Below are 24,317 nucleotides of genomic sequence, written 5' to 3' on the forward strand. Positions count from 1 at the left end.
TGTCATATTCGATCGGCAAGGATCGTGGCATGCACGAAACGCGGCACGAACCTGCGGAATGGGCTTCCACCCACGTCCCAGATCGAATAAGAGGCCGCAAACCCTCAGTTCCCCAGTATTAGAGCATGATCCGCCTCGATAACGTCTCCAAGCAAGTCGGTCACCAGATCCTCTTCATCGAAGCCTCCGCGGCGCTCCAGAAGGGCGAGAAGATCGGCCTCGTCGGGCCGAACGGCGCCGGCAAGACCACGCTGTTCCGGATGATCTCGGGCCGGGAAATCCCGGACGAGGGCCAGGTCTCGCTCGATCGCGGCATTTCGGTCGGCTATTTCAGCCAGGACGTCGGCGAGATGTCCGGCCGCAGCGCGGTCGCCGAGGTGATGGATGGGGCAGGGCCCGTCAGCGTGGTCGCGGCCGAGCTCAGGGAACTCGAGGCTGCGATGGCCGACCCCGACAAGGCCGACGAGATGGACGACATCATCGCGCGCTATGGCGAGGTGCAGCATCAATTCGAGGAGCTCGACGGCTACGCGCTCGACGGCCGCGCACGCGAAGCGCTGGCGGGTCTCGGCTTCAGCCAGGAGATGATGGACGGCGACGTCGGCAAACTCTCCGGCGGCTGGAAGATGCGGGTGGCGCTGGCGCGCATCCTCTTGATGCGTCCGGACGTCATGCTGCTCGACGAACCGAGCAACCATCTCGATCTCGAAAGCCTGATCTGGCTCGAGCAGTTCCTGAAGGGTTATGAAGGCGCGCTGCTGATGACCTCGCATGACCGCGAGTTCATCAACCGGATCATCAACAAGGTGGTCGAGATCGACGCCGGCCAGCTCACCACCTATTCCGGCAATTACGAGTTCTACGAACAGCAGCGCGCGCTCTCCGACAAGCAGCAGCAGGCGCAGTTCGAGCGGCAGCAGGCGATGCTCGCCAAGGAGATCAAGTTCATCGAGCGCTTCAAGGCGCGCGCCTCGCACGCCGCCCAGGTGCAGAGCCGGGTGAAGAAGCTCGACAAGATCGAGCGGGTCGAACCGCCGCGGCGGCGGCAGACCGTGGCGTTCGAATTCCAGCCGGCGCCGCGCTCCGGCGAGGACGTCGTCAGCCTGAAGAACGTCCACAAGGCCTATGGCAGCAAGCGCATCTATGACGGCCTCGACTTCATGATCCGTCGCAAGGAGCGTTGGTGCGTGATGGGCATCAACGGTGCCGGCAAGTCGACGCTCCTGAAGCTGGTCGCCGGTTCAACCGAGCCCGATGACGGCGCGGTCGCGGTCGGCGGCAGCGTCAAGATGGGCTATTTCGCCCAGCATGCGATGGACCTGCTCGCCGGCGAGCGCACCGTGTTCCAGTCGCTGGAGGACGCGTTTCCGCAGGCCGGACAGGGCAGCCTTCGCGCGCTCGCCGGCTGCTTCGGCTTCTCCGGTGACGATGTCGAAAAGAAGTGCCGGGTGCTGTCGGGCGGCGAGAAGGCGCGGCTGGTGATGGCCAAGATGCTGTTCGATCCGCCGAACTTCCTGGTGCTGGACGAGCCGACCAACCATCTCGATCTCGCCACCAAGGCAATGCTGATATCCGCGCTCGCCGAGTTCGAGGGCACGATGCTGTTCGTCTCGCACGACCGGCACTTCCTCGCCGCGCTCTCCAACCGCGTGCTGGAGCTGACGCCTGACGGCATCCACCAATATGGCGGCGGCTACACTGAGTATGTCGCGCGCACCGGCCAGGAAGCGCCGGGACTGCGGAGCTAGCTCAAGCTCGCCACCGCGCGCAAAACGCCTCGACATCACCTGACTGGAACTCGGGCAGGCGCTCCCAGATGGTCTCGGCCGGCCAGTTCCACCAGGCGATCTGCGACAGCTCGGCCGCGATCTTGCGGTTGAACCGCTCCTTGATCGGCCGGGCCGGCACGCCGCCGACGATGGTGTATGGGGCGACGTCGCGCGAGACCACCGCGCCGGCCGCCAGCACCGCGCCGTCTCCGACGGTGACGCCGGGCAGCACGATCACGCCATGGCCGATCCAGACGTCGTTTCCGATCACGACACGGTCCGCGCGCCGATCGCTGAAGAAGCCGTGATCGCGCTCGGCAGAGGCCGAGTAATATTCGGGGCAGTAGGTGAAGCGGTGCTGGGAGGGACGCTCGACCGGGTGATTGGGCGCACCGATGCGGACCTGCGCCGCGATCGCGCAGAAGCGGCCGATCACGGCGTCGGCGACCATGCAGCCGCTGCCGAGGTAGGAGTAATCGCCGAGCTCGGTGTATTCGATCGCGGTGTCGCCGAGCACCTCGCAGCAACGTCCGACCTCGACCTCGCGCAGCTTGACCGTCGGTTCGATGACGGTCTCGGCAAGCTTGGGGCGGGTCAGGTTCGGTGCGTTCATAGCGTTGTCCTCGATGCGACGAGCCGCTTCAGTCGCATGATTTCTATGACGACGAGATGACAAGAGGAGCGGGCCTCGTCTAACGGCCGGTGAGCCGGGCGATGGTCTCGATTTCGTTGGTCCAGATTCCGCCGGAATAATTTTTCGGCAGGCGCCGGAATTGCTCGGCATCGTCGACCCCGGTCGAGAATTCGCCGCCCTGATAAGGCCCGAGCACGAAGACCGCGCTGTTGGCCGCGGCCATCCGGTTGAGGAAACGGTCCGGCCAGCCCCAGAGCCACGGCGCGTAGTTGATCGGCACCAGCACGATGGCGTTGCGGCAGGCGTCAGGCACGATGCCGGTCCAGCCATAGCCGAGGTAGCCCACGAGGCAGCTCTTGATCGTCGCGCGCGAGATCGTCCGCGTCTCCGGCGCAAGACGCCGGATCGCTTCGATGGGCTCGTCGCCGCCATAGACCATGATCAGCTTGCGCCGTGAGGTGGGCAGCCGGTTCAAGACCGTTGCGAGCTTCTCGCCCTCGGCGGGATCGCGGCTCTTGACGTTGATCAGGAGCCGGCGATCCGGAAAGGTCTTCAGCACCTCGTCGAGCGACGGCATCAGGCCGATGCCCTTGCCGCGGAACGGAAAGGTCTTGCCGCCATCGGCGGTGTAGCCAAAGCCGATATCGAGCATCTTCAGCCGCGCCATCGGCTGTTCGCGGGTGACGCCCTGGCCGTCGGTGCGGCAATCGACGGTCCAGTCGTGAAACACGGCGAACTCGCCGTCGGTCGTCGGATGGACGTCGAGCTCGACGATATCGGCGCCGCGATCGAAGCTCGCCCGCATCGAGCGGATCGTGTTCTCGAGATAGTCATGGCTTGGCGGCAGCATGCGCGCCGCGGTGCAGGTGTCGTTCCTGAGGTCGCGCTCGTCGAAACGCTGCGCCATGCCGCGATGGGCGAGCAGCACCGGCTTGCCGCCGGCATGCGTTGCGAGAAGGCTGGTGTTGTTGAGGTAGATTGCGGCGGCGACGGCAACGATCGCCGCTGCCGCGTATTTCAGTTTCCTGCCCAAGCGACTCGGTTCCTTGCTGGATCGCCGGCCCGGGTAGGGGTGCTTTCTGGTCGATTTGCGGCAACCCAACGTTTCAGTCACGTCAGCATCGGGATACGTCAGCCTCGCGGCAGGAGCGGCATTTCGGATGAATGGACGATGCCAGCAATGCAAAGCCGCATGGCGTGTTGCGCGGCGCTCGGCTTGTGGGGTCAGGCACCGCCCGCTACGCTTCGCAAAAAGTGGGAGCGAAACAGCCATGAAGCAGATAAGGATCGGCGACATCACGATCGACGCGGTGATCGAGCGTGAAGGACCGTGGCGGCGGCCGCAGGATTTCTTCCCGACCTACAACGACGATGTGTTCAAGCATCATCTGAAGACGATGGAGCCGGAGGTCTTCGATGCCGCCCGCGGCATGATGGTGATCACCTATCAGACCTTCGTGGTGCGGACGCCGCGCTACACCATCCTGGTCGATACCTGCACCGGCGAGGACAAGGGACACCCGCCGCCGTTCGACTTCCCGGGCAAGGAGCGCTGGCGCAACGAGCTGTTTGCGCTCGGCATCTCCTATGAGCAGATCGACTATGTGTTCTGCACCCATCTGCATATCGACCACACCGGCTGGAATACGACGCTGCGTGACGGGCGCTGGGTGCCGACCTTCCCGAATGCGAAATACGTCTTCCACAAGGGCGAGTATGCGGCGTGGGAGGCCGAGAACGCCAAGGGTGCCAATCCGCCCGGCACGGTGTTCCGCGACAATTGCCTGCCGATCGTCGAGGCCGGTCAGGCGCTGCTGGTCGACGACGACTACGCGCTCGACGACACCGTCACGCTGACGCCGACGCCCGGCCATTCGCCCTGCCATTGCTGCGTCAATATCTTCTCGAAGGGCCAGCGCGCGGTGGTCGCGGGCGATCTGATGCACCATGCGATCCAGTGCCGCGAGCCGGAGTGGTCGGCCAAGCCCGACTGGGACCCGAAGCAATCGGCACTATCGCGGCGGAAGTTCTTTGCCTCCGTCGCCGAAACCGACACGCTGATCCTGCCGATCCATTTTCCGGCTCCGACGGTCGGCCTGATCAGGGCGGACGGCGATCGCTTCGACTATCGCTTCAAGCGGGAGTAGGCGCGGCGCGGTCGTCCGCAGGTCAAGGTCGGCGTGCTGCGCGGGTCTTGTGCTGAGCCTGGGTCAGAAACCGTTCCAGATCGGCGCACAAGCGATGCGCCATTTCCTCGTCGATCGCAAACGTCGCGACGGTGCCGGCGCAGTCGATCTCGATGGTCCCGCGCAACGGTGCGGTGGAGGCGGTCGACACCGCGATGTTGGTCGATCTCTGCACGCTCATGTCGTCAACTTCCTCTCGGGCCTGATGCCGCCAATCCTCATTTCGGCAATTCCTATTTCGGAACGACGGGACGTCCCTTTCGCCTTCGCTCTTCGATGAATCGCACGCCGATCTCGGCGCCGTCGACGCGAACCAGCTCGCAGCGGCGGAAGGCCAGTCCACGCGAGGACAGCACCAGGAAGAACTCCTGGGCCTTCAGCACATCGAGCGTTCCGTCGACCTCGAGCCGGGCCCCGCTCTGCGAGACGTCGAGCAGGATGCAACTCCGCCGCCACGTGCCGTCGACACCCATGAGATTGACGGGATAGCGCGTCTCGAGCCTGACGCGTTCCGCCCTGCGGTCACCATACGTCATTGCATCACTCACACGACCTGAGAGCGCTTCCAGCGTGAGAGCGCTGCGTCGTCACCGTGGCCCGCGCCTCCGCATCGTCGATTGTGGCTGGTGGGATTGCGGAGGCGCGGGCTGCGCCGGCATTGATGGCGGCGCGGATCGTGTCCTGAAGGTCGGGCCGCGCAAGCTTGAGCAGCCGGGCCTGCTGGCGCGGCGTGGACCGCATCACGAGGTCGGCGAGGACGCGGCGAGGCAGCTCCTTGCGCGAGATCAATCCCTCGGCGATGTCGTCGTCGCGCTCGGCGGCATCGACCATCATGGCGAGGCCCGCGCTGGTCAGATCAGCGCCGGGATTGCGCGCGAGGACCCGAAGCACGCTGCTGTCGCCCCGCAGCAAGAGAATGTCCGTGAGCTCCGCATTGACGGCCTTGCGTCCTGCGATCGCGCAGAGGTGTCCCTCGGCCCGCATCCAGGCGATGTCGGTCAGGTCGGCATCGGGAAGGCATTCGCATTTGCGCAGGATCGGAGCGGCGACATCGGCGTCGTCATGGTTGGCCAGACGGCGCGCGAGTTCCCGCGGCACCAGGCGCACATCGGCAAGCGAGCGGCTGAGCGTGGTCAGGGTCCGCAGCTCGACGCTCTCGATCAGTCGGACCAGGATGCCGTCGAACATCTCGACGTGGTGCGCGCTGAGGCGGTGAGCGTCTTCGAGAAACAGCCCAGCCACCTCCTGCAGCATGCGCGTGTGGAGGTCTGGGGAACCGGCTCTCAAGACATGGTCGAGCTTGGCAATAAGATCGGGCGAGGCAATAACTATCATTGCGGTCTCTAAAATGGTCCGCGACGAGGAACATCATCGTTCCCAATGCCAATCTGCTCCTCGAATCTTTAATAGGGGTATAGAAATTGATGGGGAGGGCCGATCTCGGCGGTGGATATCCCGCTAAAGACTATCGAAATTCGGCAGCCGCGTTACATTGCCGGATTGTCCGGTTCGACGAACGGACCGCATTTTTCCTGATTGAACCTATTGGACGATTCGCATTTTGTGCATGGAAGTTATTGATGGGGCCGGCGCGCAAGGCGCCGCGTCGCGCGCAATTTTTCAAGAGCATTTCACAGGAGCGGTCATTTGACGGCGCCATTGCCGGTGCCGAGAGTCTTTCGTTTTGACGATGTTGATGCATTCCGGAGTTCGATCCGAAATCTGGATGTTGATTTCACGCCACTTGCGCGGAAGATTTCGGCCGAGCAGGTCATCCTGAGTTTGCCGGGATGCGAGCTCAACTACACGCAGTCCTTTCCGCGGATCGTCGACGCGCAGCTTGCGCCGCAGACCACCGCGGTCGGCTTCACGATGGATGACGGGGTCCCGATCCGCTTCAACGGCGTCGAGCGCGATCGCGCGGTCATCGTGCTCGGTGGCGGCGGCGCGTTCTACTCGTCGGTGGAGGAGACGCCCCGCCAATATGCCTCGGTGATGTTTACGCCGGCGATTGTCGACCGCGGCTGGCCGCAGGCGGGTCTTCATTTCAGCATTCACGAGATTTCTCAACGCGCGCAGGATCGGCTGCGTGAAGTGGTAAGGCACATCCTGCTCGTGACGTCGCAGCCGAGCGACGATGCCCAGTTCGCTAGCGGCGAGTCGATCAAGGAGACGCTGCTTGCGGCGATCGACAACGCCTTCGCCGAGATCGTGCCGGCCAAGTGGACGACGCGGGCCAACACGACGCGCCAGTTCAAGGTCTTCAACGACGCGCGCGCAATTCTGGCAGGCGACGTGGCGCATCCGATCTACAGCGGCGAACTCGCCAGGCAGATCGGCGTGTCGGTGCGCACGCTGCATGACGCCGTCCAGCGCTACCGGGGCGTCAGCCTGCATCGCTATTTGCGGTTGCGTCGCCTCTGGCTGGTGCGCCAGCAACTGCTTGCCGGGGCACCCAGCGTCAAGACGTGCGCGCTGGCCTACGGATTCTGGCACTTAAGCGATTTTTCGCGCAGCTATCGGTCGCAGTTCGGGGAAGCGCCATCGGAGACGCTGGCCGCCTCGCGCCGTCCGGGCGCCACCCGCGCCGATCCGTCCGGCAGCCACGGTTCGTAACCATCGATCTGAACGGAATCTTAACGACCGCCGACGAGCCTGTGGGTACGATTTCACCTGAGGCGGCCTGATGCATCCCCGGAGATTTGCGCGTGTTCGTCCGAGCGGATGCGTGTCCAGCGTGGTCAAGCTCCAGCTTGAACCGAAGGCGCCGCTGATCGAATGCCGGCTGGTGGACTATTCCGCCGGCGGGGCCTGCCTGGAATTTGCCAAGCCGATCCAGCTGCCAGAACGTTTCGAAATGTTTCACGGCAACACCCGGAAGCGTTGCCGGCGGGTCTGGAGCAGGGGCGTGCGGGTCGGCGTCTCGTTCTGAGGGCTTGAAGCGTACGGATCAATAGCCGTTCGGGCCGCGCCCTGCGCGACCCGATGATCTGTCCGAATTGAGGGGGATGTTAGCGCCGTCGAGGGCTCAGGCGCCGCTCTGGCACTTCTTCATGAACGAGGTTTTGGCCGCGCCGGCGAGCTTCTTGCCGTCGGAGCCGACTGCCTTGCTCTCGCAGGCATCCGTGGTGCACTTCTTCATGAACGAGGTCTTGGCCGCGCCGGCCAGCGGCTTGCCGTCCTTGCCGACCGCTTTCGTCTCGCAGGAGGCGTCCTGTGCAAATGCCGAACTGGCGGCAAAGGTCGCGATCACCACCGCCAAGAAAATCCGCTTCATCTGGGTTCTCCCTAAACCAAACCAGTGGCCGGATTGGATACGGGATTCTTGGCCCGATCAAGTTCCCATGGCCGATTTTGTCGATAAAATACCCCGATCAGATCAAGGAAATTCCGCGTGCAGCGCGGAACAAAATCGGGGAAGCGCGGAATGGAATTCGAGACGCTGGTACAGTCACGCAAAAGCGTGCGCGGGTTCAAGAAGCAGCCGGTGTCCCGGGCGACCGTCGAAGAGATCATCGAGGTGGCCAAGCGCGCGCCGTCCTCGATGAACACCCAGCCCTGGCATGTCCACGTCCTGACCGGGGCGCCGCTGGAGGAAGTGCGCCGCCGCAACATGGACGAGATGGTCGCCGGCGCCAAGGTGAAGCGCGACATCGTCAGCCATGGCGAGTACCAGGGCGTGCACCGCGGCCGCCAGGTCGACATCGCCAAGAAGCTGTTCGGCGCGATGGGGATCGCCCGCGACGACAAGCCGATGCGGCAGGATTGGGTGCTGCGCGGCTTCCGTCAGTTCGATGCTCCGGTGTCGCTGGTCCTGACTTACGACCGCATCCTCGATCCCGGCGCGGTCTGCCATTTCGATCTCGGTGCGCTCTGCTACGGCATCGTGCTGGCGGCCTGGGATCGCGGCCTTGGCAGCGTGATCAACGGCCAGGGCATCATGCGCTCCGACATCGTGCGCGAGGTCGCCGACATCCCGGAAGACGAGGTGATCATGACCTGCGTCGCGATGGGCTATCCCGACGACAGCTTTGCCGCCAATGCGGTGCGCTCCGACCGCGAGGCCAACAACGATTTTGTCCGCTATGTCGGCTTCGCCGACTAGCGCCGCGTCGATCGCTTGCTCAGGGGCAACAACCTCGTGCGGCGCGATCGGCTGCGCGATGCACGGGCGCGTCCCGCGCATTTGCGTAGGCATCGACCACGCCGCGGGATATTGAATTCCGCGCCGTGAAACCATCGCGCGAGCGTGAGCGCGGCTGCGCGTTTCCGCTATTCCCGCCGACAAAAAATGCGCTACTGGTTCTTGAAATCCAACAGCGTTAGGCGAGGAATCTCAGATGAGCGATGACGAACAGACAGCCATGATCCGCGAGACCGTCGCGAGATTCGTCGACCGCGAACTGATCCCGCTCGAGCCGCATTATCTGAAATCGAAGCTGCCCGGCAGCGATCATCCCGAGCTCACGTCGGAACAGCGCAAGCGGCTGCGCGACGTCTCGAAAGAGCTCGGCCTCTGGGGCCTCGATGCGCCCGAGGATCTCGGTGGCCACGACCTGCCGACGCGCACGATGGCTGCGGTGCACGAAGAACTCGGCCGCAGCTGCGTGCCGTTCGTGCTGCCGCCGGACTCGCCGAACCTGCGCATGCTGCAGGCGGTCGGTACCGATGCGCAGAAGAAGAAGTATCTGCAGCCCTATATCGAGGGCCGGATGGCATCGGCGATCGCGATCTCCGAGCCCGGCGCCGGCGGCGATCCCGCGGGCATGAAGACGCGCGCGGTGCTCGAAGGCGAACAGTGGGTGCTCAACGGCCGCAAGATCTGGATCAGCAATGCGCGCGCCGCCGACTTCATCATCGTGATGGCGCGGGTCGGCAACGATCAGCGCCAGGGCGGCATCACCTCCTTCATCGTCGAGAAGGGCACGGCGGGCTTCATTATCGAGCGCGAGATCCCGATGGTCGGCGGCGGCTCGACCTACGAGATCGTGTTCGAGGACTGCCGCATCCCGAAGGATTCCGTGCTGGGCGAGGTCGGCAAGGGCTACGCGCCGATGCAGCTGCGGCTGCGCACGCGGCGGCTCGAGATGGGGTCGACCTGCGTCGGCATCACCAAGCGTGCGCTCGACATGATGTGCGAGCACGCCAGGCAGCGCGAGACGTTCGGCGTCAAGCTCGCCGAGCGCCAGGCGATCCAGTGGTGGATCGCCGATGTTTCCACGCGCATGCATGCGTGCCGGCTGATGGTGCGCGAGGCCGCCGACAAGACCGACCGCGGCGAGGACATCCGCCACGAGGCTTCGATGATCAAGGTGTTCGCGACCGAGATGGCCTATGACGCCTGCGACCACGCCATGCAGACGCTCGGCGCGCTCGGCGTGACCCTGGAATTGCCGCTCAACGCGCTGTGGCAGAAGGCGCGCCTGATGCGGGTCTACGAAGGCCCGAGCGAGGTGCATCGCCAGGCGATCGCCCGCCGCGTGCTCGGGTTGCGCGGCGGCTAGACGGTTCGCCAGCCGTGACGGGCGGGGCCGTGCCCGGCCATCACCTCAGGCCGCCCGCACGTCGGACAGGAAGCGGTTGACCTGGCCGGCAAGGTCCTTGGACTGCGTCGAGAGCTGTTCGGCCGCGCCCAGCACCTGGTTCGCAGCGCCGCCGGTGTCGTCGGCGGCGCGCTGCACGCCGGAGATGTTGGAATTGACCTCCTGCGTGCCGCGCGCGGCTTCCTGAACGCTGCGCGAGATCTCCTTGGTCGCCGAGCCCTGTTCCTCGATCGCGGCGGCAATCGCGGTGCCGATCTGGTCGATCTCGGTGATGACGTCGATGACGCTGCGGATCGCCGTCACGGTCTCGTCGCTCGCGGTCTGGATCGCGGTGATCTGCTCGGAGATCTCGGTGGTTGCCTTCGCGGTCTGGCCGGCCAGCGACTTCACCTCGGACGCGACCACGGCAAAGCCGCGGCCGGCCTCGCCGGCGCGGGCCGCCTCGATGGTGGCGTTGAGCGCGAGCAGGTTGGTCTGTGCCGCGATGCTCTGGATCAGCGTCACGACGTCGCCGATCTTCTGCGCGCCCTCGGCCAGCGAGCGCGCGGTGTCGCCGGTGCGCCGGGCATGGTCGACCGCGCGCGCGGCGATCTCGGTCGAGGTCGCGACCTGACGGGCGATCTCCGAGATCGAGGAGGTCAGCTCCTCGGTGGCGCTCGCCACCGTCTGCACGTTCGTCGAGGTCTGATCGGATGCCGCGGCCACGACGGCGGCCTGGCGGTTGGTGGCGGCGGCGGTGTCCGACATCGATTGCGCCGTCTCCTCCATCACCGAGGATGCCGCGGACAATCCGCCGACCAGCTCGGTGACCTTGGCTTCGAAGGTGCGGGTCAGGTCGTCGAGCACGCGGGCGCGGCGCATCTTGACGTCGTTCTCGGCTTCCTTCTCGGCAGCGAGGCGATCGGCCTCGATCTTGTTGTCCTTGAACACCTGCACGGCGGCGGCCATCGCGCCGATCTCGTCCTTGCGCGCGGCGCCCGGGATCGTCTCGGCGACTTCACCCGCGGCAAGGCGCGACATCCGGCCGGTGAGGGCGGCGATCGGGTTGAGGATGCGGCGGCGGACCATGACGATCAGGCCGGCGCTGACGGCCACGACCGCGAGCAGCCCGATCAGCGCCACCACGAAGCTGAAGCGCGCCGACGAATAGGCGCTCGCAAGGCCTTGCTCGGCATTCTCGTAGAACGCGTCGCGCACGGTGATGATGGAGGCGAGGCCGATCTGGGATTCGGCATAATAGGTCTCGACGTCCTGCTCATACTTGCCGGAGATCGCGCCTTCCTTGGCGAGCTTCAGGGCCTTGCCGAAACGCTCGACATAGTCGGCCTGCATCTTGCCCAGCGCCGTCAGGACATTGGCCGATGTCGCCGGATTGTTGCGCAACTCCTGCAGCGTCGAGAGGATCTGCTCGGTGCGGCCGGTGCTGCGGAACAGCTCCAGCTTTTCCTGTTCGGTCGCGACGCGCTTGGCGCCGACCAGCGCCTTGTGCAGGCTGGCATTAAGGCCGCCGGTGTCGCGCAGCGTCCAGGCCACATTGGCGTAGCTGGCCTGGCGGTAGGCGTTGCCGTCAAGGCCGGCGAGGCGGCGCACCTGCTCGTCGAGCAGCACGGTGACGCCGGCGTTGAAAACGGAGTTGTCGGCGACGATCTTGGTTGCCGCCGGACGGCGGGCGTCGACCGGACCTGCGATCGCCTTCTCGATCGCGTCGCGGAGCGCGGCGAACTTGGCCTTCAGCGCATCGATCGCGCTCGCAACCGCCTCGCCGTCGTCGAGCGAGCCGGGCAGCATGGTGCGGACCTGATTGACCTTGGCGAGCGCGTCGTCGGTCAGCTTGCGCAGCTTGTCGAGATCGGCGATCTGCTTCTGGTCGATCGCGCCGGTGCTGAACAAGAGGTTGGTGGACATGCCGCGCTCGGAGTTCATGTAGCGCGGGATGTCGCCGACGGCGCGGACGATTTCGAGCCGGCTCTGCGCGGTCGAGACCTTGTCCATGGTCTGGTACTTGGTCACCGCGACATAGGCCGCCAGTCCGCCGCCGACCGCGGACAGTGAGACGATCGCGGCCGTCAGGAGAGTACCGATTTTCATGGGATGCGCGCCATTCTTGACGAGAGAGGGGAGGCCTCAACCGTAGCGGGCGTGCATTAAGCTTGGGTTTATGATGCGGGAGCCGCCGCAACGGTCCCGGCCGTTTGGTCCGAAAGTCGAAGGTGCCACTTCGCCCGGCCGCGCGTGGCGGCAGGGCGTGACACGTCAGTGCTCGTCGTCGTCAGCGCCCTTGGCCGCGGGGCGGTGTTGGGTGGCGCCGTTCGAGCCCGCTTCGCCGCAGGGGAGCTGGTTCCAGGTGCCGTCGGCGGCTTGCTGGTAGGCCTGGCAGCCGGACGAAGTGGTGGTGGTGGTGGATTTTTCGTCGGCCTTCTGGCGCTCGGTGCTCTTCGCCAGCGCAGGCGTGGCAACGGCAGCGATGGCTGCGAGCGAGCCTGCGAAAACCAGCTTTGCGATCCGCATGTCGGTTCCTCCTTCTCGAAGCGAAAACATATCCAGAAAAGAAATCTGGCGATTTTTGGCCACGGCGAAGGGCCTGCGACGAATTGCTTAATGCCGGCGAAACGAGCCGGAAGGCCGGTTAACACTTGTGCGCGGCGGCTCGCCGCGCGCCGCGCCGCAGGACGCTGTTGCCGCACCGTGCTAGGATCGGCCTATCATGACCCACCGCATTCTCGTGTTCTACGGCTCCTATCGCTCGGATCGCATGGGCATCCGGCTGGCACACTTCGTCGTCGACGGCCTTCGTGCGCGGGGCAACGATGTCGAGTTGATCGATGCCAAGGAGGTCGGCCTGCCGATGCTCGACCGGATGTACAAGGAACATCCCAAGGGGCAGGCACCGGCCGTGCTCGAAACGCTCGCCGGAAAAATCCGCGACGCCGACGGCTTCCTGTTCGTCACCGGCGAGTACAATTGGGGCATCCAGCCCGGGCTGAAGAACCTGACCGACCATTTCCTCGAGGAATGGTTCTGGCGTCCCGCGGCGATCGCAAGCTATTCGGCCGGGCGGTTCGCCGGCGTCCGCGCCGCGACCGCCTGGCACGGCACGCTGTCCGAGATGGGCATGGTGGTGATATCGAGCACGATCGGTGCGGGGCCGATCGCGCAGACGCTGTCGGCCGAGGGCAAGCCGATCGGCGAGGCCGGCAAGGCACTCGAACGCGCCTTTCCGCGTTTTGCCGACGATTTTTCCTGGTGGATCGAAGCCGCCAAGGCACAGCGGGCGCGCAAGGCGCCGCCATACTGAGCGCAGGTCTGCCAATCCCGGGAGTTTCGCGATCATGAGTCAGTTCACATCGCCGTTCGATCCCGCGCGCGAGACAGCCCTGGTGACCGGCGCGGGCAACGGCATCGGCCGCGCCATCGCGCAGGCGCTGGTCGGCGAAGGTGTGCGGACGGTGTTTGCCGATCTGCATGAGGACAGGGTTCTGGCGGCGATCAAGGCCGCGCCGCGTCCCGAGCTCGCGGTCGCGTGGGCCGGCGATCTCGCACAGCGCGCGGCGTGCGACGCCCTGCTGGCGCATGCGCAAGCCACGCTCGGGCAGGTGACCCATTTCGTCCACAGTGCTTCGCCGCCGCGCCGCGAAGCCGATCATGCGATGGCCGTCGATGAAGGGACCTGGCGGCAGATGCATGCGGTCAATCTCGATGCCGGCTTTCATTTGTCGCGCGAACTGGCACGCAGGCTGATCGCATCGAAGACGCCGGGATCGTTCCTGCTGCTCACCTCGCTGCATGCCGGCACGCCGCGCAACCTGCCGCATTACTCGACCGCGAAGGCCGGCATGGCGATGCTGGTGAAGGAGCTTGCCAAGAGCTGGGGCCGCCATGGCATCCGCGTCAATGCGCTGGTGCCCGGCGCGATCGCGGCCGGCGGCTTCGTCGCCGATCCCGCGCTGGCAAAGCACATTCCGCTCGGACGGCTTGGCCAGGCGGACGATCTCGCGCCGATGGCGCTCGCCGTGCTCTCGCAAAAGCTCTCCGGTTACGTCACCGGGGCGTCGATCGTGGTCGACGGCGGCCTGTCGCTGACCAACTGGTTCGCGCCGCCGGAGCTCGATTGAAAGTTGGAGTTTACTCCTTCGTCCTGATGTAACCCGCAAGCCGAGTCTTCTGGTCCTGGCACCAGGTTGTCATGCTGCCGGCACGGCGCTGATCGAGGTCGGTGGTCTGGGTCGCGATCGCGACTTCCGTCATCAGGTCGTCGGCCTGCTTCTCGCCCATCTTGCCGCCGGTATGCATGAAGGCGATCGCCTTGCGCACCTTCTCGGTGGTGCCGTCGGGCAGATGCATGTCCTGCGCCCGCTGCACGAGGTCCTGATAGACCAGATCGGTGCCGGGGCACTCGACCTTGGCGGCAAAGGCCTGCAGCACCATCGTGACATAGGCCGCGCGCGGATCGGCATGGGCAGGGGTTGCTGCGACAATCAGGCCGCCGATCAGCAGAGCGTAACGCATGAATTTCCTCCGAAGGTTTTGGACGTTTTTTGTGAGGCTAGCGTCCAGGGGAACCGAGTGCAACCGACAGGACACACTCACGGAAAGAACCGATCAAACAGACGTGTTCCAACCTGCGCTGCCACGATTTAAGCACGATTTCGGCAGCATGTGGCACAAGTTGACGCAGGGGAGAATGATCGTGTCAAAGTTGGGGCTTGCTGCGGTCCTTGTGGGATCGCTTGCGCTTGGCGGGTGCATGCAGGCGACGCTGTCGCCGGCGACGGATGTCGCGATGACGTCGCGCGATCGGCAATTGCTGGCGCATCCGCCCTATGCGGACGCCAAGATCCCGCAGCAGTTCCAGCGGCACATTGTCGAGTACACCCGTCGGGAGCAGCCGGGTTCGATCCTGGTCGATACCGACGCGCGCTACCTCTATTACGTGCTGCCCGGCGGCAAGGCGATCCGTTACGGCGTCGCCGTTGGCGAGGAGGCGATGGCCTTCTCCGGTGTCGCCACCGTCGGCCGCCTGGCCGAATGGCCGGATTGGGTTCCGACCCAGGATATCCAGGAGCGGCTCGGGCCGTATCCGAAGCGAGTCGCCGGTGGACCGGCCAATCCGCTCGGCGCCCGCGGCATTTATCTCTACCAGGGCAACAAGGACACGCTGTATCGCATCCATGGCACCAATCAGCCCGAATATATCGGGCAGGCGATCTCGTCGGGCTGCATTCGCATGACCAATGGCGACGTGATCGACCTCTATCAGCGGGTCAAGCCGGGCGCGACCGTGGTGGTGTTGCCGCCGGGACAGAGCGCGTAATTCAGATACGAAGCGCAGGGCGGCCGATCGCGTCATCGCGATCGGCCGCACGCTTTTTTACCGGTCAGTCAGACTTCAGCGCAGCGGCATCGGCGGCCGAACCACCGGGCCGCCATCATCCGCGTCAACAACCGAGGACTGCTGCTGCACCGGCCGCGGTGCCGCAACCGCCTGGGGGGCGGCGGCGGGAGCCGGCAGCGGCGCTGCTGATGCAGGCGGCGGAGGCGGCGGGATGTAGGCCTGCGCCGGCCGGCGCACCGGTGGCGGCGCAACGGCGGCATGCGGCGCCGCCTGTGGCGTGACCGCGGCGCGCGGGCGCGGCGGAGCGACCGGCCGCGGCTCGACGGCCCTGGTGTCGGTCTTCGCGACGCGCTGTGCCAACTGATCCTGGCTGGCCTTGAGCTGATCGATGCTGGTCTTCAGCTGCTCGATCTGCTGTCCCATCGACGTGAGATCGCGCGCCATCGATTGCAGCAACTGCGTCTGGTCGGGTGCCGCTGCAGGCGCCGCCGGGACACTAGCTGCGACCGGCGCGGCCGCTGCGACCGGAGCGGCCGCGGCAGCCGGTGCTGCTGCGGGGGCGGGCGCCGCTGCGGCGGGCGCGGCCGTGGCGACGTCCTGTGGCGGGGCGGCTGGTGCGGCTTCAGCTGCCGGCTGATCGGTGGTCGCCGCCTGCGCGGCCGGCGCGCTCGCCTGGTCGGATGCGGACACGGACTTGCCCGGGATCAGCGAGGTCAGTTGTGCGATCTGGGGCGCCCACTCGGCGGCGATCTGCTTGGCCCGATCGCCGTAGTGCTGCCACGCCGCGGTGCCCATGGCGCCAGCGATCGCGAAGCAGAACCAGAAGGCGCGGATCGCCCATTTGCTGGTGGGGCGCGGCGCGCGGTCCAATCTGATGTCGTCCAGTCGGCCGTTATGGCTTGGCGCGCTATAGGCCGGCTCGGCCGGCGGCTCCGGCGCCACTGACATTGGCGTGACCGGCGGCACCGAGGCGACGGCTGCGGCCGGGGGCGCGGACGAAGGCGCGAGGCTCGGGCCGAAATAGGGCTCGCGCTGCCCCGGCGCTGCCCTTCCGGCAGGCGCAGCGGCGTTGTCCGGGCGTACCGGAGCGAAGCTGGGCTCGATCGCGAAAATATCGTGTGGATCTGCGTCTTTCAGTGTCGATTGCATGGCGGTCCCCGTTTCATTCCAAGGTCAACCGCAAATGGGCGGCCGGCAAATTTACGCTCTGTATTGACCCCTGACCCTGTCCCCACGACTCCAGTCCGGTTTGACCAAAGCAAGGCGAGAGGGTGGAGAGGTTGGGGAGTTTGGGGAACCCAAGCCGGGGGCGAGGGGCGTGGCATCCGCGGCACGAGTGGGGAGCTTCGAGCCGGCATTTCCGGGTGAGGCGCCTGGGTTGTGTGGCGCATCCACCACAGCCGAGGGCAAATCGCATTGCGTGCGGCACGTCTGACCGCGCTCCGCCACCGTTCCGCCCCGATTGGATTCGGCTGATAGGGCGTTGGATTTTCGGCTTGGGCTGGGGCGCAAGTTGGGGGTGCAACAATGTCACGCGACGATGCAGTCATCTCGTACGTCGGCGTCAAATGCAGCGCGGATGGTGCTGCGGCCCCGATCCCGTTTGCGCATGCCCGAAAGCCGCTCCGGCTGCTTGCCGTGATGATCGGCGCAGCGTCGCTCGCGGCGTGCGCGCAGTCCTCCGTTGTCAGCCAGCGCTCACAGGCGCTCGCGAGCCGGCCGGCATCGATCGAGCCGACACGGGCTGCGTCATCTGCCACGCGCACACGTGTCGCCACAACGCGCAGGCATACGCCTTATGCCTCGCGCAGGACCGGCGACAGCAAGATCGCCTCGCACGGCGTCGCGAGCTTCTACAGCGAGGAGCAGCCGACCGCGAGCGGCGAGAAGTTCGACGGGCGCGAGCTGACCGCCGCGCATCCGACATTGCCGTTCGGCACCAAGCTGCGCGTCACCGACGTCAAGAGCGGCCGTTCGGTCACGGTGCGCGTCAATGACCGCGGACCCTACGTTCCCGGGCGCATCGTCGACGTCTCGCATTCTGCCGCGCAATCGCTCGGCATGATCGGCAAGGGCATCACGAATGTCAGGCTCGACGTGGTGCAGTGAATGGCGTGGCGCAAGCCAGGTTCGGGATTTTTGCCGGCTCGATCGGGAAAAAGTCCCGGCGTTGCGCGCGCTTTAATCCTGTTGTCCGAACGACGGCGGCAAATAGAATTGTTGCCGCTACTTCCCCGCGCTCTCCAATTCCAGGCGCGTGGATTTCTACCCAATGAACCTTCCCCGCCCTGGTGTCCCTCCAGGGCGGGGTTTTTCTTGTGGCGGCCATGCGCGCCGCATGCGTTGACAGCTTGAGCCGGCACCATAACCTCCGTTCTGCTTCTGGAAGGCGGCCATTGCCAAACAACAATCGAGAAACGGACGGCGTCGCATTGGGTCGGCCGTCACGGCGCGCGGCATTGCAGCTGTTGCTGGGCGGCGCTGCCGTCATGCTAACGCATGATGGGCGGCTCGGCATGATGGAGGCGCGGGCAGAGGCCGCTTCTAACAAAGAGCTAAAGCGCGATGACGATTCAACCTGATCACATCGCGCGTTAGGCGCGACCGCAAATTGCGCGCTGGCATATCCTGCGCCGGCGCTTCCACCAAATTGTCACAGTCCCAGCGAAATCCGGCCCAAAGCCGCTGCCAACAAACGCCGGATCGACCAAGTCGGCGAGGGACAAGCGTTGACCTACAAGATGATCGCAGAACGCGAGAACGAAACGGTCAGGATCGAGCGCGAGAGCACCTTCATCATCATCGCCAAGGCCAAGGTCTGGGCGAGCGAGGGATGGCAGGTGGTGATCACCGACAAGGACGGGAAATCATACCCGCCCGAGGAGTTCGACAAGCTGCTCGCAGCCTGACGCCAAAGCGCGATGCGTTCGGGTTGAAGCTTCATCGCGCTTTGGCTCTTGGTTTGAGCATGATCTCCGCGCAAACGCGTCCCGTGTTTGTCGCGAGGGAAAACCGCTTCGCACTTTTCCGGATCATGCTTCAGCGTTGCGCTGACACCAGCAGCATCATCGGGCGTTCGAGCTCGTCGGCCAGTTCGGGCATCGCCTTGACCTGCTCACGTGTCGGGGAGAATTCCTCGACATGGCGCAGCGTGAAGCCGGCGCCGATCAACGCGTTGAGCGTGGTGCCGATGGTGCGGTGATATTTCAGCACGCCCTTCACATACCAGTCCGTGCGGCGTTCGCCTTCGATGAAGTAGCGGTTGACCGGCCAGGTCTTGCGGCCGTCTTCGTCCTGCCCCCAGTCCGGATGGGCGGCCGCCATGTAGATCGGATGCTCGATGGTGAAGACCAGGTGCCCCTCCGGGACCAGCGCGCGATGCAGCATGCGCGCCAGGCGATCGAAGTCCCTGATGTAGTGGAAGGTGAGGGCGCTGTAGGCGAGATCGAAGGTCGACTTCGGCAGCTCCAGCGTCTCGAGGTCGGCGATCTCGTAGGTGATCGCCGCATCCTGCGTCATGGCGGTGGCGCGGGCGATCATGTTCTGCGAGAGGTCGACGCCGAGCACGTCGGACGCGCCTTGCTCGCGCATCCAGCGCGACACCCAGCCGAAGCCGCAGCCGAGATCGACCGCGCGCTTGCCCGCGATATCGGGCAGCATGGCGCGGATCGCCGGCCATTCGGGCGCGCCGAGCAGTCCGCGGACCTGCCGCGGCAGTTGGCTGTAGCCGGCAAAGAACCCGGGATCGTCATAGATGTTCTGCGCCATGGCCCCTCTGTAACCGCCGCCGCGCCGTGTGGGAACCGCCGATTGTGGTGCGCACGGCGCGCTGCTGGAACCAGACGCGGCGCTCGGTGGTTTCTGATGTCAGCAGTCGACAGCCGAGGAGAGCGCCATGTTAGCCGAGATGCAAATCCACACCATCGCCCGGCAGATGCTGCTGAAGCACGGCCCCGAGGCGATCGCCCAGGCCGCGCAGAACGCCGTGGCCTGCGAGAGCAAGGGCGAGACCGACGACGCGCGCGACTGGCGCCATATCGAGGACGCGCTGAAGATGATGCGCGGACCGCATCAGAGCTGACGGCGGGCAGAGCAGACGTCCCCGCCGTCGCGCAACAACACTAGGATCGCGCGAGCGCGATCGCCGCAGATCTAACCGACGGACGCTAGCCCGCCCTGCGCCACCGCGGCACGGGATCGAGCGGCGTGCGGTAGAGTTCGCGCCGGTCGATGTCGGTGACGCGCACCGCACAGCCACGCGCCTTAAGCTCCGGCTTGACCTGCGACAGCTCGTTGGCGAGCTGGTCGGCGCGGTCGGAGGCGAGGCTGATGTCTTCGAGGATGATGGTTCCTTGATTACGGAACTCGTCCCCCACCACGAGATCGAAGGTGTAGTACGGCATTCCGAAGTCTCCGTTTCGGTTTGCATCACAGGGTAACACTGAGTCGAGCATTCCCTAAGATGCGTGGCGCACAATCAACGTGCGATTGGCGCAAAAACGATGTGCAGCGCATCAAGCACGATGAACGAACAAACCACGCCGCACGGCGAAGGAGTCCTTTGAAACCAGCTCACCGCCATGCCGTTAAGATTTGATTAAAACAGTCGTCGCAAGCTCAAGACCAAGTGGAATCGCAGCGGAACCGGACTCCGGGAACCGGCAGCTGCAGGAGAAGGCCGGTGGCGTAACGCCCGCCGGCCTTTTCTCGTTGCGGATGCCGCGAAGCCAGAGCGTTTTCGAGCGAAGTGGATACCGGTTCGCGTGAAGAAAACGCGTCAAAACAAGAATCTAGAGCCCCGTTCCGATTCAATCGGAACGGGATAGGCTCTAGTCGCGCAGTGCGGCTTGCCGCCGGGCGCGGCATTTCGGGCCTGGTCCGCGCATGTAGTACAGTTCGGGGCGATAGGGATTGATGACGCCATCGATCAGCGCGACGCAGCGCGCGATGAGGCGGGCGAGGTGGCGCCGCAACGGCCGCAGGGCAAGTTCCATCGAGTTCATGGCATGCCCTCAGTGCAGCTCGCCGAGGATGGCGGTGAACGGCAGCTCGAAGATCTCGGTTCCGATGTCGTCGGTGACGTGGACCGCCCAGTTGCGCCAGTCTTCCACGCTTGGTGTCATGACATAGCTGCGCGCCAGCTGCTCCGCATACAGGCGCGCCTCCGCCAGATCCATCGCGGCGCCGGTGCGATCCAGGATGACGTGCTTGTCGTCGGAGCAGTGAAAGAAAACTGCAGACATCTTCCGATTCCCATGCCGAAGCGATTCTCGTGCGCTGGAATAACAGCGCGCGCGGGCACTGAGAATCCGGGTGATCCCCCATCGGTAAACTACGGGGAATCCAGACGATTTGAATCACGCGGCCGTGATCGGGGCGACCTCAGAAGATCGGCTCGTGGCTTGCGGCCTGAGCGGGGACATCAGCGCTCCTGGAAGGCGAGGCGGACGCCGAGCGCGATGTAGATCGTGCCGACCACGCGGCCCTGCCACTGCCCGATGCGGCGATGCCGGCGGATCCACGGGCTGATCCGGCCGGCGGCGAGCGCGAGCAGCGAGGTGTAGACCGCGCTCATCACGACGAAGATCAGGCCGAGGGTCGCGAACTGCGCCACCGCCGAGCCGTGGCCGGGGTGCACGAACTGCGGCAGGAAGGCGAGGAAGAACAGCGCGGTCTTCGGATTGAGCATTTCCGCCCAGATCGCCTGCCGGAACGCACGGCGCGGATCGACCGGCTGCGCCGCCGGCAAATTCAGGTCGTCGTTCTTCTCCAACAGGGCGCGGACGCCGAGCACGATCAGGTAGATCACACCGGCATATTTCACGACCGAGAACGCCAGCGCCGAGGTCATCAGCACGGCAGACAGGCCGAACGTCGCCATCGCGGTGTGGACGAGATCGCCGAGCGCGATCCCGAACCCGGTCGCGACGCCGACGCGCGCGCCGCCGGTGACCGAACGCGCGAGCACCAGCAGCACCGCCGGCCCGGGGATCAGGAACAGGCCGAGCACGACGGCGGCGTAGGTGAGGAGGGTGGTGATGTCGATCATGAAGACCTGTCCCGGATGTCAGGATGCGGCGATGGCGACCGCCGCGAAGCGCGGCTTCGGATCAAGCATGACGCCGGCGCTTTCGATAATGCGCATTTCCTCGGTTCCTCTCTGCGCGGTGCGCTCCAGCACGCCGTAGATGCCTGACGCGGCGTGGCTGAGCGCATCCGGCGTCGCCAGGCCGCGCGCGCGGGCGGCAACGAACAGCGCGGCGAACAGGTCGCCGGTGCCGGACGGGCTGATCGGAACCCGCGGCGTGCGCACGCGCCAGGCATATATCTTGTCGGATTGAGTGCGCTCGATCGCCAGCGTCTCGATCTCGCTCTGCGGCGTGCCGGCCAACTCGGCGCTGGTGATGACGATGGTCTGAGGTCCCCGCGCCATCAGCGCGCTCGCCTGCGCGACGACGTCATCGATCGTCGTCACGCGCGCGCCGCAGAGGAATTCGAACTCGAAATGATTGGGCGTGATGATGTCGGCGAGCGGGCAGAGCTCGTCGCGCACCAGCGGCGGAATGTCCGATCGCACGAACATGCCGCGGTCGCGGTCGCCGAGCACGGGATCGCAGCAATAGAGCAGCGCCGGGTTCGCCGCTTTCGCGCGGGCGACGAAGTCGGCAACGTCCATCGCGATGTCGGCCGAGCCGAGATAGCCCGACAGGATCAGCCGCGCGGCCTCGACCGCGCCGCGCTCCTCGATGCCGCGCAGCAGGTCGGCGACCAGCTGCACGTCGAGCACCCGGCCGCGAATGGTCGGATAGCCGGGCCGGTTGCTGAGCAGCGTGGTCGGCACCGCGACAACGTCGATGCCGTGCAGCTGGATCGGAAAGCTGGCGGCGCTGTTGCCGACATGGCCCCAGGCGACCTGTGACTGAATCGAGATGACCGTCATCTTGTGCGCTTCACCCGAACAGCGCGGCGTAGATCACGTAGAGCCAGCCCAGGATACCGTGGATGATCGCCCACAGGATCGAATGGTTCTTGGTGTAGGAGATCGCGATCGCCAGCGCCGAGCCGAACCCCACGCCGTATTTCGCGCCCTCGACGCGGACGCCATAATATCGATTGCCGTTCATGGTGATCCTTCCAGCGGGAGGGCGTGAGGTTGGAGGCAGCGTAACCCGTCCGTTGCCCCCAGTTCAACGGTGGACACGGCTGCTGCGCGGCTTCCTCAGCATGGCGGTGATAGTCCGGGCTCGCGTTCTTCCACATCGTCGTCGCGGCGAAGGCCGGGACCCATACGCCACAGCAGGTGTAGTGAATGGGACTCGTCGTTCCAGCGATGCTCGACAACATCCTTTTGTGGTTATGGATCCCGGCCTTCGCCGGGACGACATCGAATGTGTGGTTCGCTGCGAGTCATACATCCGCATTCTCGCGACATGTTTTGTCTGATCGCACCCATGGGCCGCGAGCAAAGGGCAGTAAGCGGAATATTTTCTTATTCTGATATCGACAGGTTTTGCTGAGTTGCCGTCGGGCTGTTTTGTCGCAGGCGGCGCAGCCCGGTTTGATTTGCGGGTTCGCGTCGGGACCTCGTCTGTCACGCTGCGATCAACCGAACGTGTCGGATCGACGTGGAAGAAGATGCGCGGGTGCACTGTCCTGCATCCAAACGCTTGCCTCATGGCGTCGGAATAAGACGGCAGAGCGATCGATCATGATGTGAGCGCGAACCGATCGGCGTGCGGCGAACAATGCGCCGGCGTGCCGAATCCAACAGGAGCAACTGATGTCAGGGATCAAACAGGTTGCGGCCGCGCTGACCGCGCTCGCCATGCTGACGGGGGCGGCCATGGCACACGAGGTGCCGGCGGCGGGCCCATCTGCGCTCGTGAAGAGCCATGCCGCCGCCGGCCGCTGGAGCGGTGGTCCGCCGCGCATGGCGGTTTCGCGTTTCGGCGAGTCGGAGGCGTTGCCGCGGGACCAGCCCGGCGGCGTCTGCGATCACGGCGACAATGCCATGATCTGCTGAGCCGGATCGTGCATGGCGGTGATCTCCGGCGAAAGTTGCGCTAGCCTTGCTGGTCGTCTCCCTCCAGCTTGCGAGCGCCGCCGCCATGCACATCCTCCGTCCCCAGTTTCGCATCGAGCAAGACCGCGCGCTCGCCTTTGCGGCGGCGCGCGGCTTCGGCGCTATCGTCGCCGCCGATGCGCGCGGCCCGCGCGCGTCCCATGTGCCGTTCGTGATCGAGCGCCGCGACGAGCGCGTGATCGTGCAGATCCATCTCACCGCGAAGAATCCGCTGGTCGAGCTCGCCGACGGCACGCGGCGCTTCCTCCTGATCGTCTCCGGCGACGACGCCTACATCTCGAACGACTGGTATGTCTCACCCGACAACGTCTCGACCTGGCTCTACGAGGCGGTGCATTTGTCGGGCGTCGCGCATCTGCGCGATCACGGCGAGAACCGCGGCCACGGCGACGCGCTGCTCGCGGCCTCCGAGGCGCGGCTGCCGAAGCAGCCCTGGGACCTGACGCAGATGGAGCCCGGCAAGCGCGAAGCGATGCTGGCGGGTATCAGGGTGATCGACATCGTCGTCGACGAGATCGAGGGCCAGTCAAAGCTGAACCAGCACAAGAGCGATGCGGACTATGTCGCGCTGGTCAACCGGCTGGCGCATGCGGAGGAGACGTCAAGCCACAGGCTGGCGGAGAAGATGCGCGCGCTGCGGCCGGAGCTCAAATATGACGTTGGACGTTGCGTAGGGCGGGTCAGCCAAGCGTAACCCGGTGTTAGTCCGCCCTACAGAGTCGACCGGAATCAAATCTGCAACGCGTTGTTAAGAATCGATTCGCGCCGAT

32 protein-coding genes are annotated in these 24,317 nt (G+C 65.4%); 15 read left to right on the top strand and 17 right to left on the bottom strand.

Translation table 11 applies throughout. From position 1 onward, the window contains the following. The first annotated feature begins 125 nt into the window (after positions 1-125). Entirely contained in the window at positions 126-1,748 is a 1,623-nt protein-coding gene (locus XI02_RS20460; RefSeq protein WP_018271348.1) for an ABC-F family ATP-binding cassette domain-containing protein, read from the top strand. Position 1,749: 1 nt separating this feature from the next. On the opposite strand, the gene XI02_RS20465 is transcribed toward XI02_RS20460, so the two are convergent. Beyond that, positions 1,750-2,382 (bottom strand): DapH/DapD/GlmU-related protein, encoded by a 633-nt coding sequence (locus XI02_RS20465; RefSeq protein ID WP_018271349.1) that lies wholly within the window; start codon positions 2,380-2,382, stop codon positions 1,750-1,752. 79 nt (positions 2,383-2,461) lie between these two features. Then, on the bottom strand, positions 2,462-3,436 hold the full coding sequence (locus XI02_RS20470) for a glycerophosphodiester phosphodiesterase family protein (protein WP_018271350.1): 975 nt from the start codon (positions 3,434-3,436) through the stop codon (positions 2,462-2,464). A 238-nt stretch (positions 3,437-3,674) separates the two neighbouring features. Here XI02_RS20470 and XI02_RS20475 point away from each other — a divergent pair, with 238 nt between their 5' ends. Beyond that, complete coding sequence (locus XI02_RS20475) at positions 3,675-4,550, top strand: MBL fold metallo-hydrolase (RefSeq protein WP_018271351.1); 876 nt, start codon at positions 3,675-3,677, stop codon at positions 4,548-4,550. 22 nt (positions 4,551-4,572) lie between these two features. On the opposite strand, the gene XI02_RS20480 is transcribed toward XI02_RS20475, so the two are convergent. The 3 genes from XI02_RS20480 to XI02_RS20490 are packed head-to-tail and all read right to left on the bottom strand — an operon-like array spanning position 4,573 to position 5,924. Beyond that, a complete protein-coding gene (locus XI02_RS20480) occupies positions 4,573-4,770 on the bottom strand; it encodes a hypothetical protein (protein ID WP_016843943.1) in 198 nt (65 codons plus the stop codon). 52 nt (positions 4,771-4,822) lie between these two features. Then, complete coding sequence (locus XI02_RS20485) at positions 4,823-5,125, bottom strand: PilZ domain-containing protein (protein ID WP_016843942.1); 303 nt, start codon at positions 5,123-5,125, stop codon at positions 4,823-4,825. A 4-nt stretch (positions 5,126-5,129) separates the two neighbouring features. Beyond that, the gene (locus XI02_RS20490) at positions 5,130-5,924 is read right to left on the bottom strand and encodes a DUF2336 domain-containing protein (protein WP_080650360.1); all 795 of its coding nucleotides are present in this window, start codon (positions 5,922-5,924) and stop codon (positions 5,130-5,132) included. 89 nt (positions 5,925-6,013) lie between these two features. Here XI02_RS20490 and XI02_RS20495 point away from each other — a divergent pair, with 89 nt between their 5' ends. The 3 genes from XI02_RS20495 (at position 6,014) to XI02_RS20505 (ending at position 7,521) form a co-directional block, all read left to right on the top strand. Next, positions 6,014-6,277, top strand: coding sequence for a hypothetical protein (locus XI02_RS20495; RefSeq protein ID WP_129964988.1), 264 nt, complete (start codon positions 6,014-6,016; stop codon positions 6,275-6,277). A gap of 94 nt (positions 6,278-6,371) precedes the next feature. Next, positions 6,372-7,205, top strand: coding sequence for an AraC family transcriptional regulator (locus XI02_RS20500; RefSeq protein ID WP_244620796.1), 834 nt, complete (start codon positions 6,372-6,374; stop codon positions 7,203-7,205). A gap of 70 nt (positions 7,206-7,275) precedes the next feature. After that, positions 7,276-7,521, top strand: coding sequence for a PilZ domain-containing protein (locus XI02_RS20505; protein ID WP_026192700.1), 246 nt, complete (start codon positions 7,276-7,278; stop codon positions 7,519-7,521). A gap of 96 nt (positions 7,522-7,617) precedes the next feature. On the opposite strand, the gene XI02_RS20510 is transcribed toward XI02_RS20505, so the two are convergent. Then, complete coding sequence (locus tag XI02_RS20510) at positions 7,618-7,866, bottom strand: hypothetical protein (RefSeq protein ID WP_016843938.1); 249 nt, start codon at positions 7,864-7,866, stop codon at positions 7,618-7,620. A 150-nt stretch (positions 7,867-8,016) separates the two neighbouring features. Between XI02_RS20510 and XI02_RS20515 the strand changes: the two genes are divergently transcribed. Then, positions 8,017-8,694 (top strand): nitroreductase, encoded by a 678-nt coding sequence (locus tag XI02_RS20515; protein ID WP_016843937.1) that lies wholly within the window; start codon positions 8,017-8,019, stop codon positions 8,692-8,694. A gap of 235 nt (positions 8,695-8,929) precedes the next feature. Continuing rightward, on the top strand, positions 8,930-10,093 hold the full coding sequence (locus XI02_RS20520) for an acyl-CoA dehydrogenase family protein (RefSeq protein ID WP_018271354.1): 1,164 nt from the start codon (positions 8,930-8,932) through the stop codon (positions 10,091-10,093). Positions 10,094-10,138: 45 nt separating this feature from the next. Here the strand turns inward: XI02_RS20520 and XI02_RS20525 are convergent, their stop codons facing one another. Then, positions 10,139-12,220 (bottom strand): methyl-accepting chemotaxis protein, encoded by a 2,082-nt coding sequence (locus tag XI02_RS20525; protein WP_018271355.1) that lies wholly within the window; start codon positions 12,218-12,220, stop codon positions 10,139-10,141. 165 nt (positions 12,221-12,385) lie between these two features. Then, the gene (locus XI02_RS20530; protein ID WP_018271356.1) at positions 12,386-12,640 is read right to left on the bottom strand and encodes a hypothetical protein; all 255 of its coding nucleotides are present in this window, start codon (positions 12,638-12,640) and stop codon (positions 12,386-12,388) included. 196 nt (positions 12,641-12,836) lie between these two features. On the opposite strand from XI02_RS20530, the gene XI02_RS20535 reads away from it, so the two are divergent. Both XI02_RS20535 and XI02_RS20540 read left to right on the top strand, forming a co-directional pair. Next, on the top strand, positions 12,837-13,427 hold the full coding sequence (locus XI02_RS20535; protein WP_018271357.1) for an NADPH-dependent FMN reductase: 591 nt from the start codon (positions 12,837-12,839) through the stop codon (positions 13,425-13,427). 34 nt (positions 13,428-13,461) lie between these two features. After that, positions 13,462-14,244 (top strand): SDR family NAD(P)-dependent oxidoreductase, encoded by a 783-nt coding sequence (locus XI02_RS20540; RefSeq protein WP_018271358.1) that lies wholly within the window; start codon positions 13,462-13,464, stop codon positions 14,242-14,244. A gap of 10 nt (positions 14,245-14,254) precedes the next feature. On the opposite strand, the gene XI02_RS20545 is transcribed toward XI02_RS20540, so the two are convergent. Continuing rightward, a complete protein-coding gene (locus XI02_RS20545) occupies positions 14,255-14,638 on the bottom strand; it encodes a hypothetical protein (protein ID WP_016843931.1) in 384 nt (127 codons plus the stop codon). A 175-nt stretch (positions 14,639-14,813) separates the two neighbouring features. Between XI02_RS20545 and XI02_RS20550 the strand changes: the two genes are divergently transcribed. Further along, positions 14,814-15,443: a L,D-transpeptidase gene (locus XI02_RS20550; RefSeq protein WP_016843930.1), complete on the top strand. Its 630-nt coding sequence runs from the start codon at positions 14,814-14,816 to the stop codon at positions 15,441-15,443. A gap of 75 nt (positions 15,444-15,518) precedes the next feature. Here XI02_RS20550 and XI02_RS20555 read toward each other — a convergent pair whose 3' ends face one another. Next, positions 15,519-16,613: a hypothetical protein gene (locus XI02_RS20555; protein WP_018271360.1), complete on the bottom strand. Its 1,095-nt coding sequence runs from the start codon at positions 16,611-16,613 to the stop codon at positions 15,519-15,521. A 378-nt stretch (positions 16,614-16,991) separates the two neighbouring features. Between XI02_RS20555 and XI02_RS20560 the strand changes: the two genes are divergently transcribed. Then, a complete protein-coding gene (locus XI02_RS20560; protein ID WP_018271361.1) occupies positions 16,992-17,573 on the top strand; it encodes a septal ring lytic transglycosylase RlpA family protein in 582 nt (193 codons plus the stop codon). 620 nt (positions 17,574-18,193) lie between these two features. Next, positions 18,194-18,373: a hypothetical protein gene (locus tag XI02_RS20565; protein ID WP_016840752.1), complete on the top strand. Its 180-nt coding sequence runs from the start codon at positions 18,194-18,196 to the stop codon at positions 18,371-18,373. Between the two features lie 130 nt (positions 18,374-18,503). Here the strand turns inward: XI02_RS20565 and XI02_RS20570 are convergent, their stop codons facing one another. Further along, positions 18,504-19,232, bottom strand: a complete 729-nt coding sequence (locus tag XI02_RS20570; protein WP_018271363.1) for a bifunctional 2-polyprenyl-6-hydroxyphenol methylase/3-demethylubiquinol 3-O-methyltransferase UbiG — start codon at positions 19,230-19,232, stop codon at positions 18,504-18,506. 127 nt (positions 19,233-19,359) lie between these two features. On the opposite strand from XI02_RS20570, the gene XI02_RS20575 reads away from it, so the two are divergent. Then, positions 19,360-19,545, top strand: coding sequence for a hypothetical protein (locus XI02_RS20575; protein WP_016840754.1), 186 nt, complete (start codon positions 19,360-19,362; stop codon positions 19,543-19,545). Between the two features lie 85 nt (positions 19,546-19,630). Here the strand turns inward: XI02_RS20575 and XI02_RS20580 are convergent, their stop codons facing one another. From XI02_RS20580 to XI02_RS20605, 6 genes are all read right to left on the bottom strand, one after another. Further along, the gene (locus XI02_RS20580; protein ID WP_016840755.1) at positions 19,631-19,867 is read right to left on the bottom strand and encodes a hypothetical protein; all 237 of its coding nucleotides are present in this window, start codon (positions 19,865-19,867) and stop codon (positions 19,631-19,633) included. Between the two features lie 426 nt (positions 19,868-20,293). Beyond that, a complete protein-coding gene (locus tag XI02_RS20585) occupies positions 20,294-20,467 on the bottom strand; it encodes a hypothetical protein (RefSeq protein WP_016840756.1) in 174 nt (57 codons plus the stop codon). Positions 20,468-20,476: 9 nt separating this feature from the next. After that, entirely contained in the window at positions 20,477-20,707 is a 231-nt protein-coding gene (locus tag XI02_RS20590; RefSeq protein WP_016840757.1) for a hypothetical protein, read from the bottom strand. Between the two features lie 179 nt (positions 20,708-20,886). Beyond that, a complete protein-coding gene (locus tag XI02_RS20595) occupies positions 20,887-21,513 on the bottom strand; it encodes a LysE family translocator (RefSeq protein ID WP_018271364.1) in 627 nt (208 codons plus the stop codon). A gap of 18 nt (positions 21,514-21,531) precedes the next feature. After that, positions 21,532-22,404, bottom strand: coding sequence for a pyridoxal kinase PdxY (gene pdxY, locus XI02_RS20600; RefSeq protein WP_018271365.1), 873 nt, complete (start codon positions 22,402-22,404; stop codon positions 21,532-21,534). A gap of 10 nt (positions 22,405-22,414) precedes the next feature. Next, entirely contained in the window at positions 22,415-22,588 is a 174-nt protein-coding gene (locus XI02_RS20605; RefSeq protein ID WP_016840760.1) for a hypothetical protein, read from the bottom strand. 656 nt (positions 22,589-23,244) lie between these two features. Between XI02_RS20605 and XI02_RS20610 the strand changes: the two genes are divergently transcribed. Together XI02_RS20610 and XI02_RS20615 are read left to right on the top strand one after the other, a co-directional pair. Next, the gene (locus XI02_RS20610; protein WP_018271366.1) at positions 23,245-23,487 is read left to right on the top strand and encodes a hypothetical protein; all 243 of its coding nucleotides are present in this window, start codon (positions 23,245-23,247) and stop codon (positions 23,485-23,487) included. An 85-nt stretch (positions 23,488-23,572) separates the two neighbouring features. Next, the gene (locus XI02_RS20615) at positions 23,573-24,241 is read left to right on the top strand and encodes an FMN-binding negative transcriptional regulator (protein ID WP_038373397.1); all 669 of its coding nucleotides are present in this window, start codon (positions 23,573-23,575) and stop codon (positions 24,239-24,241) included. Positions 24,242-24,317: the final 76 nt, after the last annotated feature.

Origin of the sequence: Bradyrhizobium sp. CCBAU 21365, from assembly GCF_015291305.1 — a bacterium.
GTDB classification, from domain to species: Bacteria; Pseudomonadota; Alphaproteobacteria; order Rhizobiales; family Xanthobacteraceae; genus Bradyrhizobium; species Bradyrhizobium elkanii.

Bases quoted from the DNA above. Each gene is read 5' to 3' on its own strand.
- XI02_RS20460 (WP_018271348.1), top strand. From the start codon at position 126: ATGATCCGCCTCGATAACGTCTCCAAGCAAGTCGGTCACCAGATCCTC.
- XI02_RS20465 (WP_018271349.1), bottom strand. From the start codon at position 2,382: ATGAACGCACCGAACCTGACCCGCCCCAAGCTTGCCGAGACCGTCATC.
- XI02_RS20475 (WP_018271351.1), top strand. From the start codon at position 3,675: ATGAAGCAGATAAGGATCGGCGACATCACGATCGACGCGGTGATCGAG.
- XI02_RS20480 (WP_016843943.1), bottom strand. From the start codon at position 4,770: ATGAGCGTGCAGAGATCGACCAACATCGCGGTGTCGACCGCCTCCACC.
- XI02_RS20485 (WP_016843942.1), bottom strand. From the start codon at position 5,125: ATGACGTATGGTGACCGCAGGGCGGAACGCGTCAGGCTCGAGACGCGC.
- XI02_RS20490 (WP_080650360.1), bottom strand. From the start codon at position 5,924: ATGATAGTTATTGCCTCGCCCGATCTTATTGCCAAGCTCGACCATGTC.
- XI02_RS20495 (WP_129964988.1), top strand. From the start codon at position 6,014: ATGGGGAGGGCCGATCTCGGCGGTGGATATCCCGCTAAAGACTATCGA.
- XI02_RS20505 (WP_026192700.1), top strand. From the start codon at position 7,276: ATGCATCCCCGGAGATTTGCGCGTGTTCGTCCGAGCGGATGCGTGTCC.
- XI02_RS20510 (WP_016843938.1), bottom strand. From the start codon at position 7,866: ATGAAGCGGATTTTCTTGGCGGTGGTGATCGCGACCTTTGCCGCCAGT.
- XI02_RS20515 (WP_016843937.1), top strand. From the start codon at position 8,017: ATGGAATTCGAGACGCTGGTACAGTCACGCAAAAGCGTGCGCGGGTTC.
- XI02_RS20520 (WP_018271354.1), top strand. From the start codon at position 8,930: ATGAGCGATGACGAACAGACAGCCATGATCCGCGAGACCGTCGCGAGA.
- XI02_RS20525 (WP_018271355.1), bottom strand. From the start codon at position 12,220: ATGAAAATCGGTACTCTCCTGACGGCCGCGATCGTCTCACTGTCCGCG.
- XI02_RS20530 (WP_018271356.1), bottom strand. From the start codon at position 12,640: ATGCGGATCGCAAAGCTGGTTTTCGCAGGCTCGCTCGCAGCCATCGCT.
- XI02_RS20535 (WP_018271357.1), top strand. From the start codon at position 12,837: ATGACCCACCGCATTCTCGTGTTCTACGGCTCCTATCGCTCGGATCGC.
- XI02_RS20540 (WP_018271358.1), top strand. From the start codon at position 13,462: ATGAGTCAGTTCACATCGCCGTTCGATCCCGCGCGCGAGACAGCCCTG.
- XI02_RS20545 (WP_016843931.1), bottom strand. From the start codon at position 14,638: ATGCGTTACGCTCTGCTGATCGGCGGCCTGATTGTCGCAGCAACCCCT.
- XI02_RS20550 (WP_016843930.1), top strand. From the start codon at position 14,814: ATGATCGTGTCAAAGTTGGGGCTTGCTGCGGTCCTTGTGGGATCGCTT.
- XI02_RS20555 (WP_018271360.1), bottom strand. From the start codon at position 16,613: ATGCAATCGACACTGAAAGACGCAGATCCACACGATATTTTCGCGATC.
- XI02_RS20560 (WP_018271361.1), top strand. From the start codon at position 16,992: ATGTCACGCGACGATGCAGTCATCTCGTACGTCGGCGTCAAATGCAGC.
- XI02_RS20570 (WP_018271363.1), bottom strand. From the start codon at position 19,232: ATGGCGCAGAACATCTATGACGATCCCGGGTTCTTTGCCGGCTACAGC.
- XI02_RS20575 (WP_016840754.1), top strand. From the start codon at position 19,360: ATGTTAGCCGAGATGCAAATCCACACCATCGCCCGGCAGATGCTGCTG.
- XI02_RS20580 (WP_016840755.1), bottom strand. From the start codon at position 19,867: ATGCCGTACTACACCTTCGATCTCGTGGTGGGGGACGAGTTCCGTAAT.
- XI02_RS20585 (WP_016840756.1), bottom strand. From the start codon at position 20,467: ATGAACTCGATGGAACTTGCCCTGCGGCCGTTGCGGCGCCACCTCGCC.
- XI02_RS20590 (WP_016840757.1), bottom strand. From the start codon at position 20,707: ATGTCTGCAGTTTTCTTTCACTGCTCCGACGACAAGCACGTCATCCTG.
- XI02_RS20595 (WP_018271364.1), bottom strand. From the start codon at position 21,513: ATGATCGACATCACCACCCTCCTCACCTACGCCGCCGTCGTGCTCGGC.
- pdxY (WP_018271365.1), bottom strand. From the start codon at position 22,404: ATGACGGTCATCTCGATTCAGTCACAGGTCGCCTGGGGCCATGTCGGC.
- XI02_RS20605 (WP_016840760.1), bottom strand. From the start codon at position 22,588: ATGAACGGCAATCGATATTATGGCGTCCGCGTCGAGGGCGCGAAATAC.
- XI02_RS20610 (WP_018271366.1), top strand. From the start codon at position 23,245: ATGTCAGGGATCAAACAGGTTGCGGCCGCGCTGACCGCGCTCGCCATG.
- XI02_RS20615 (WP_038373397.1), top strand. From the start codon at position 23,573: ATGCACATCCTCCGTCCCCAGTTTCGCATCGAGCAAGACCGCGCGCTC.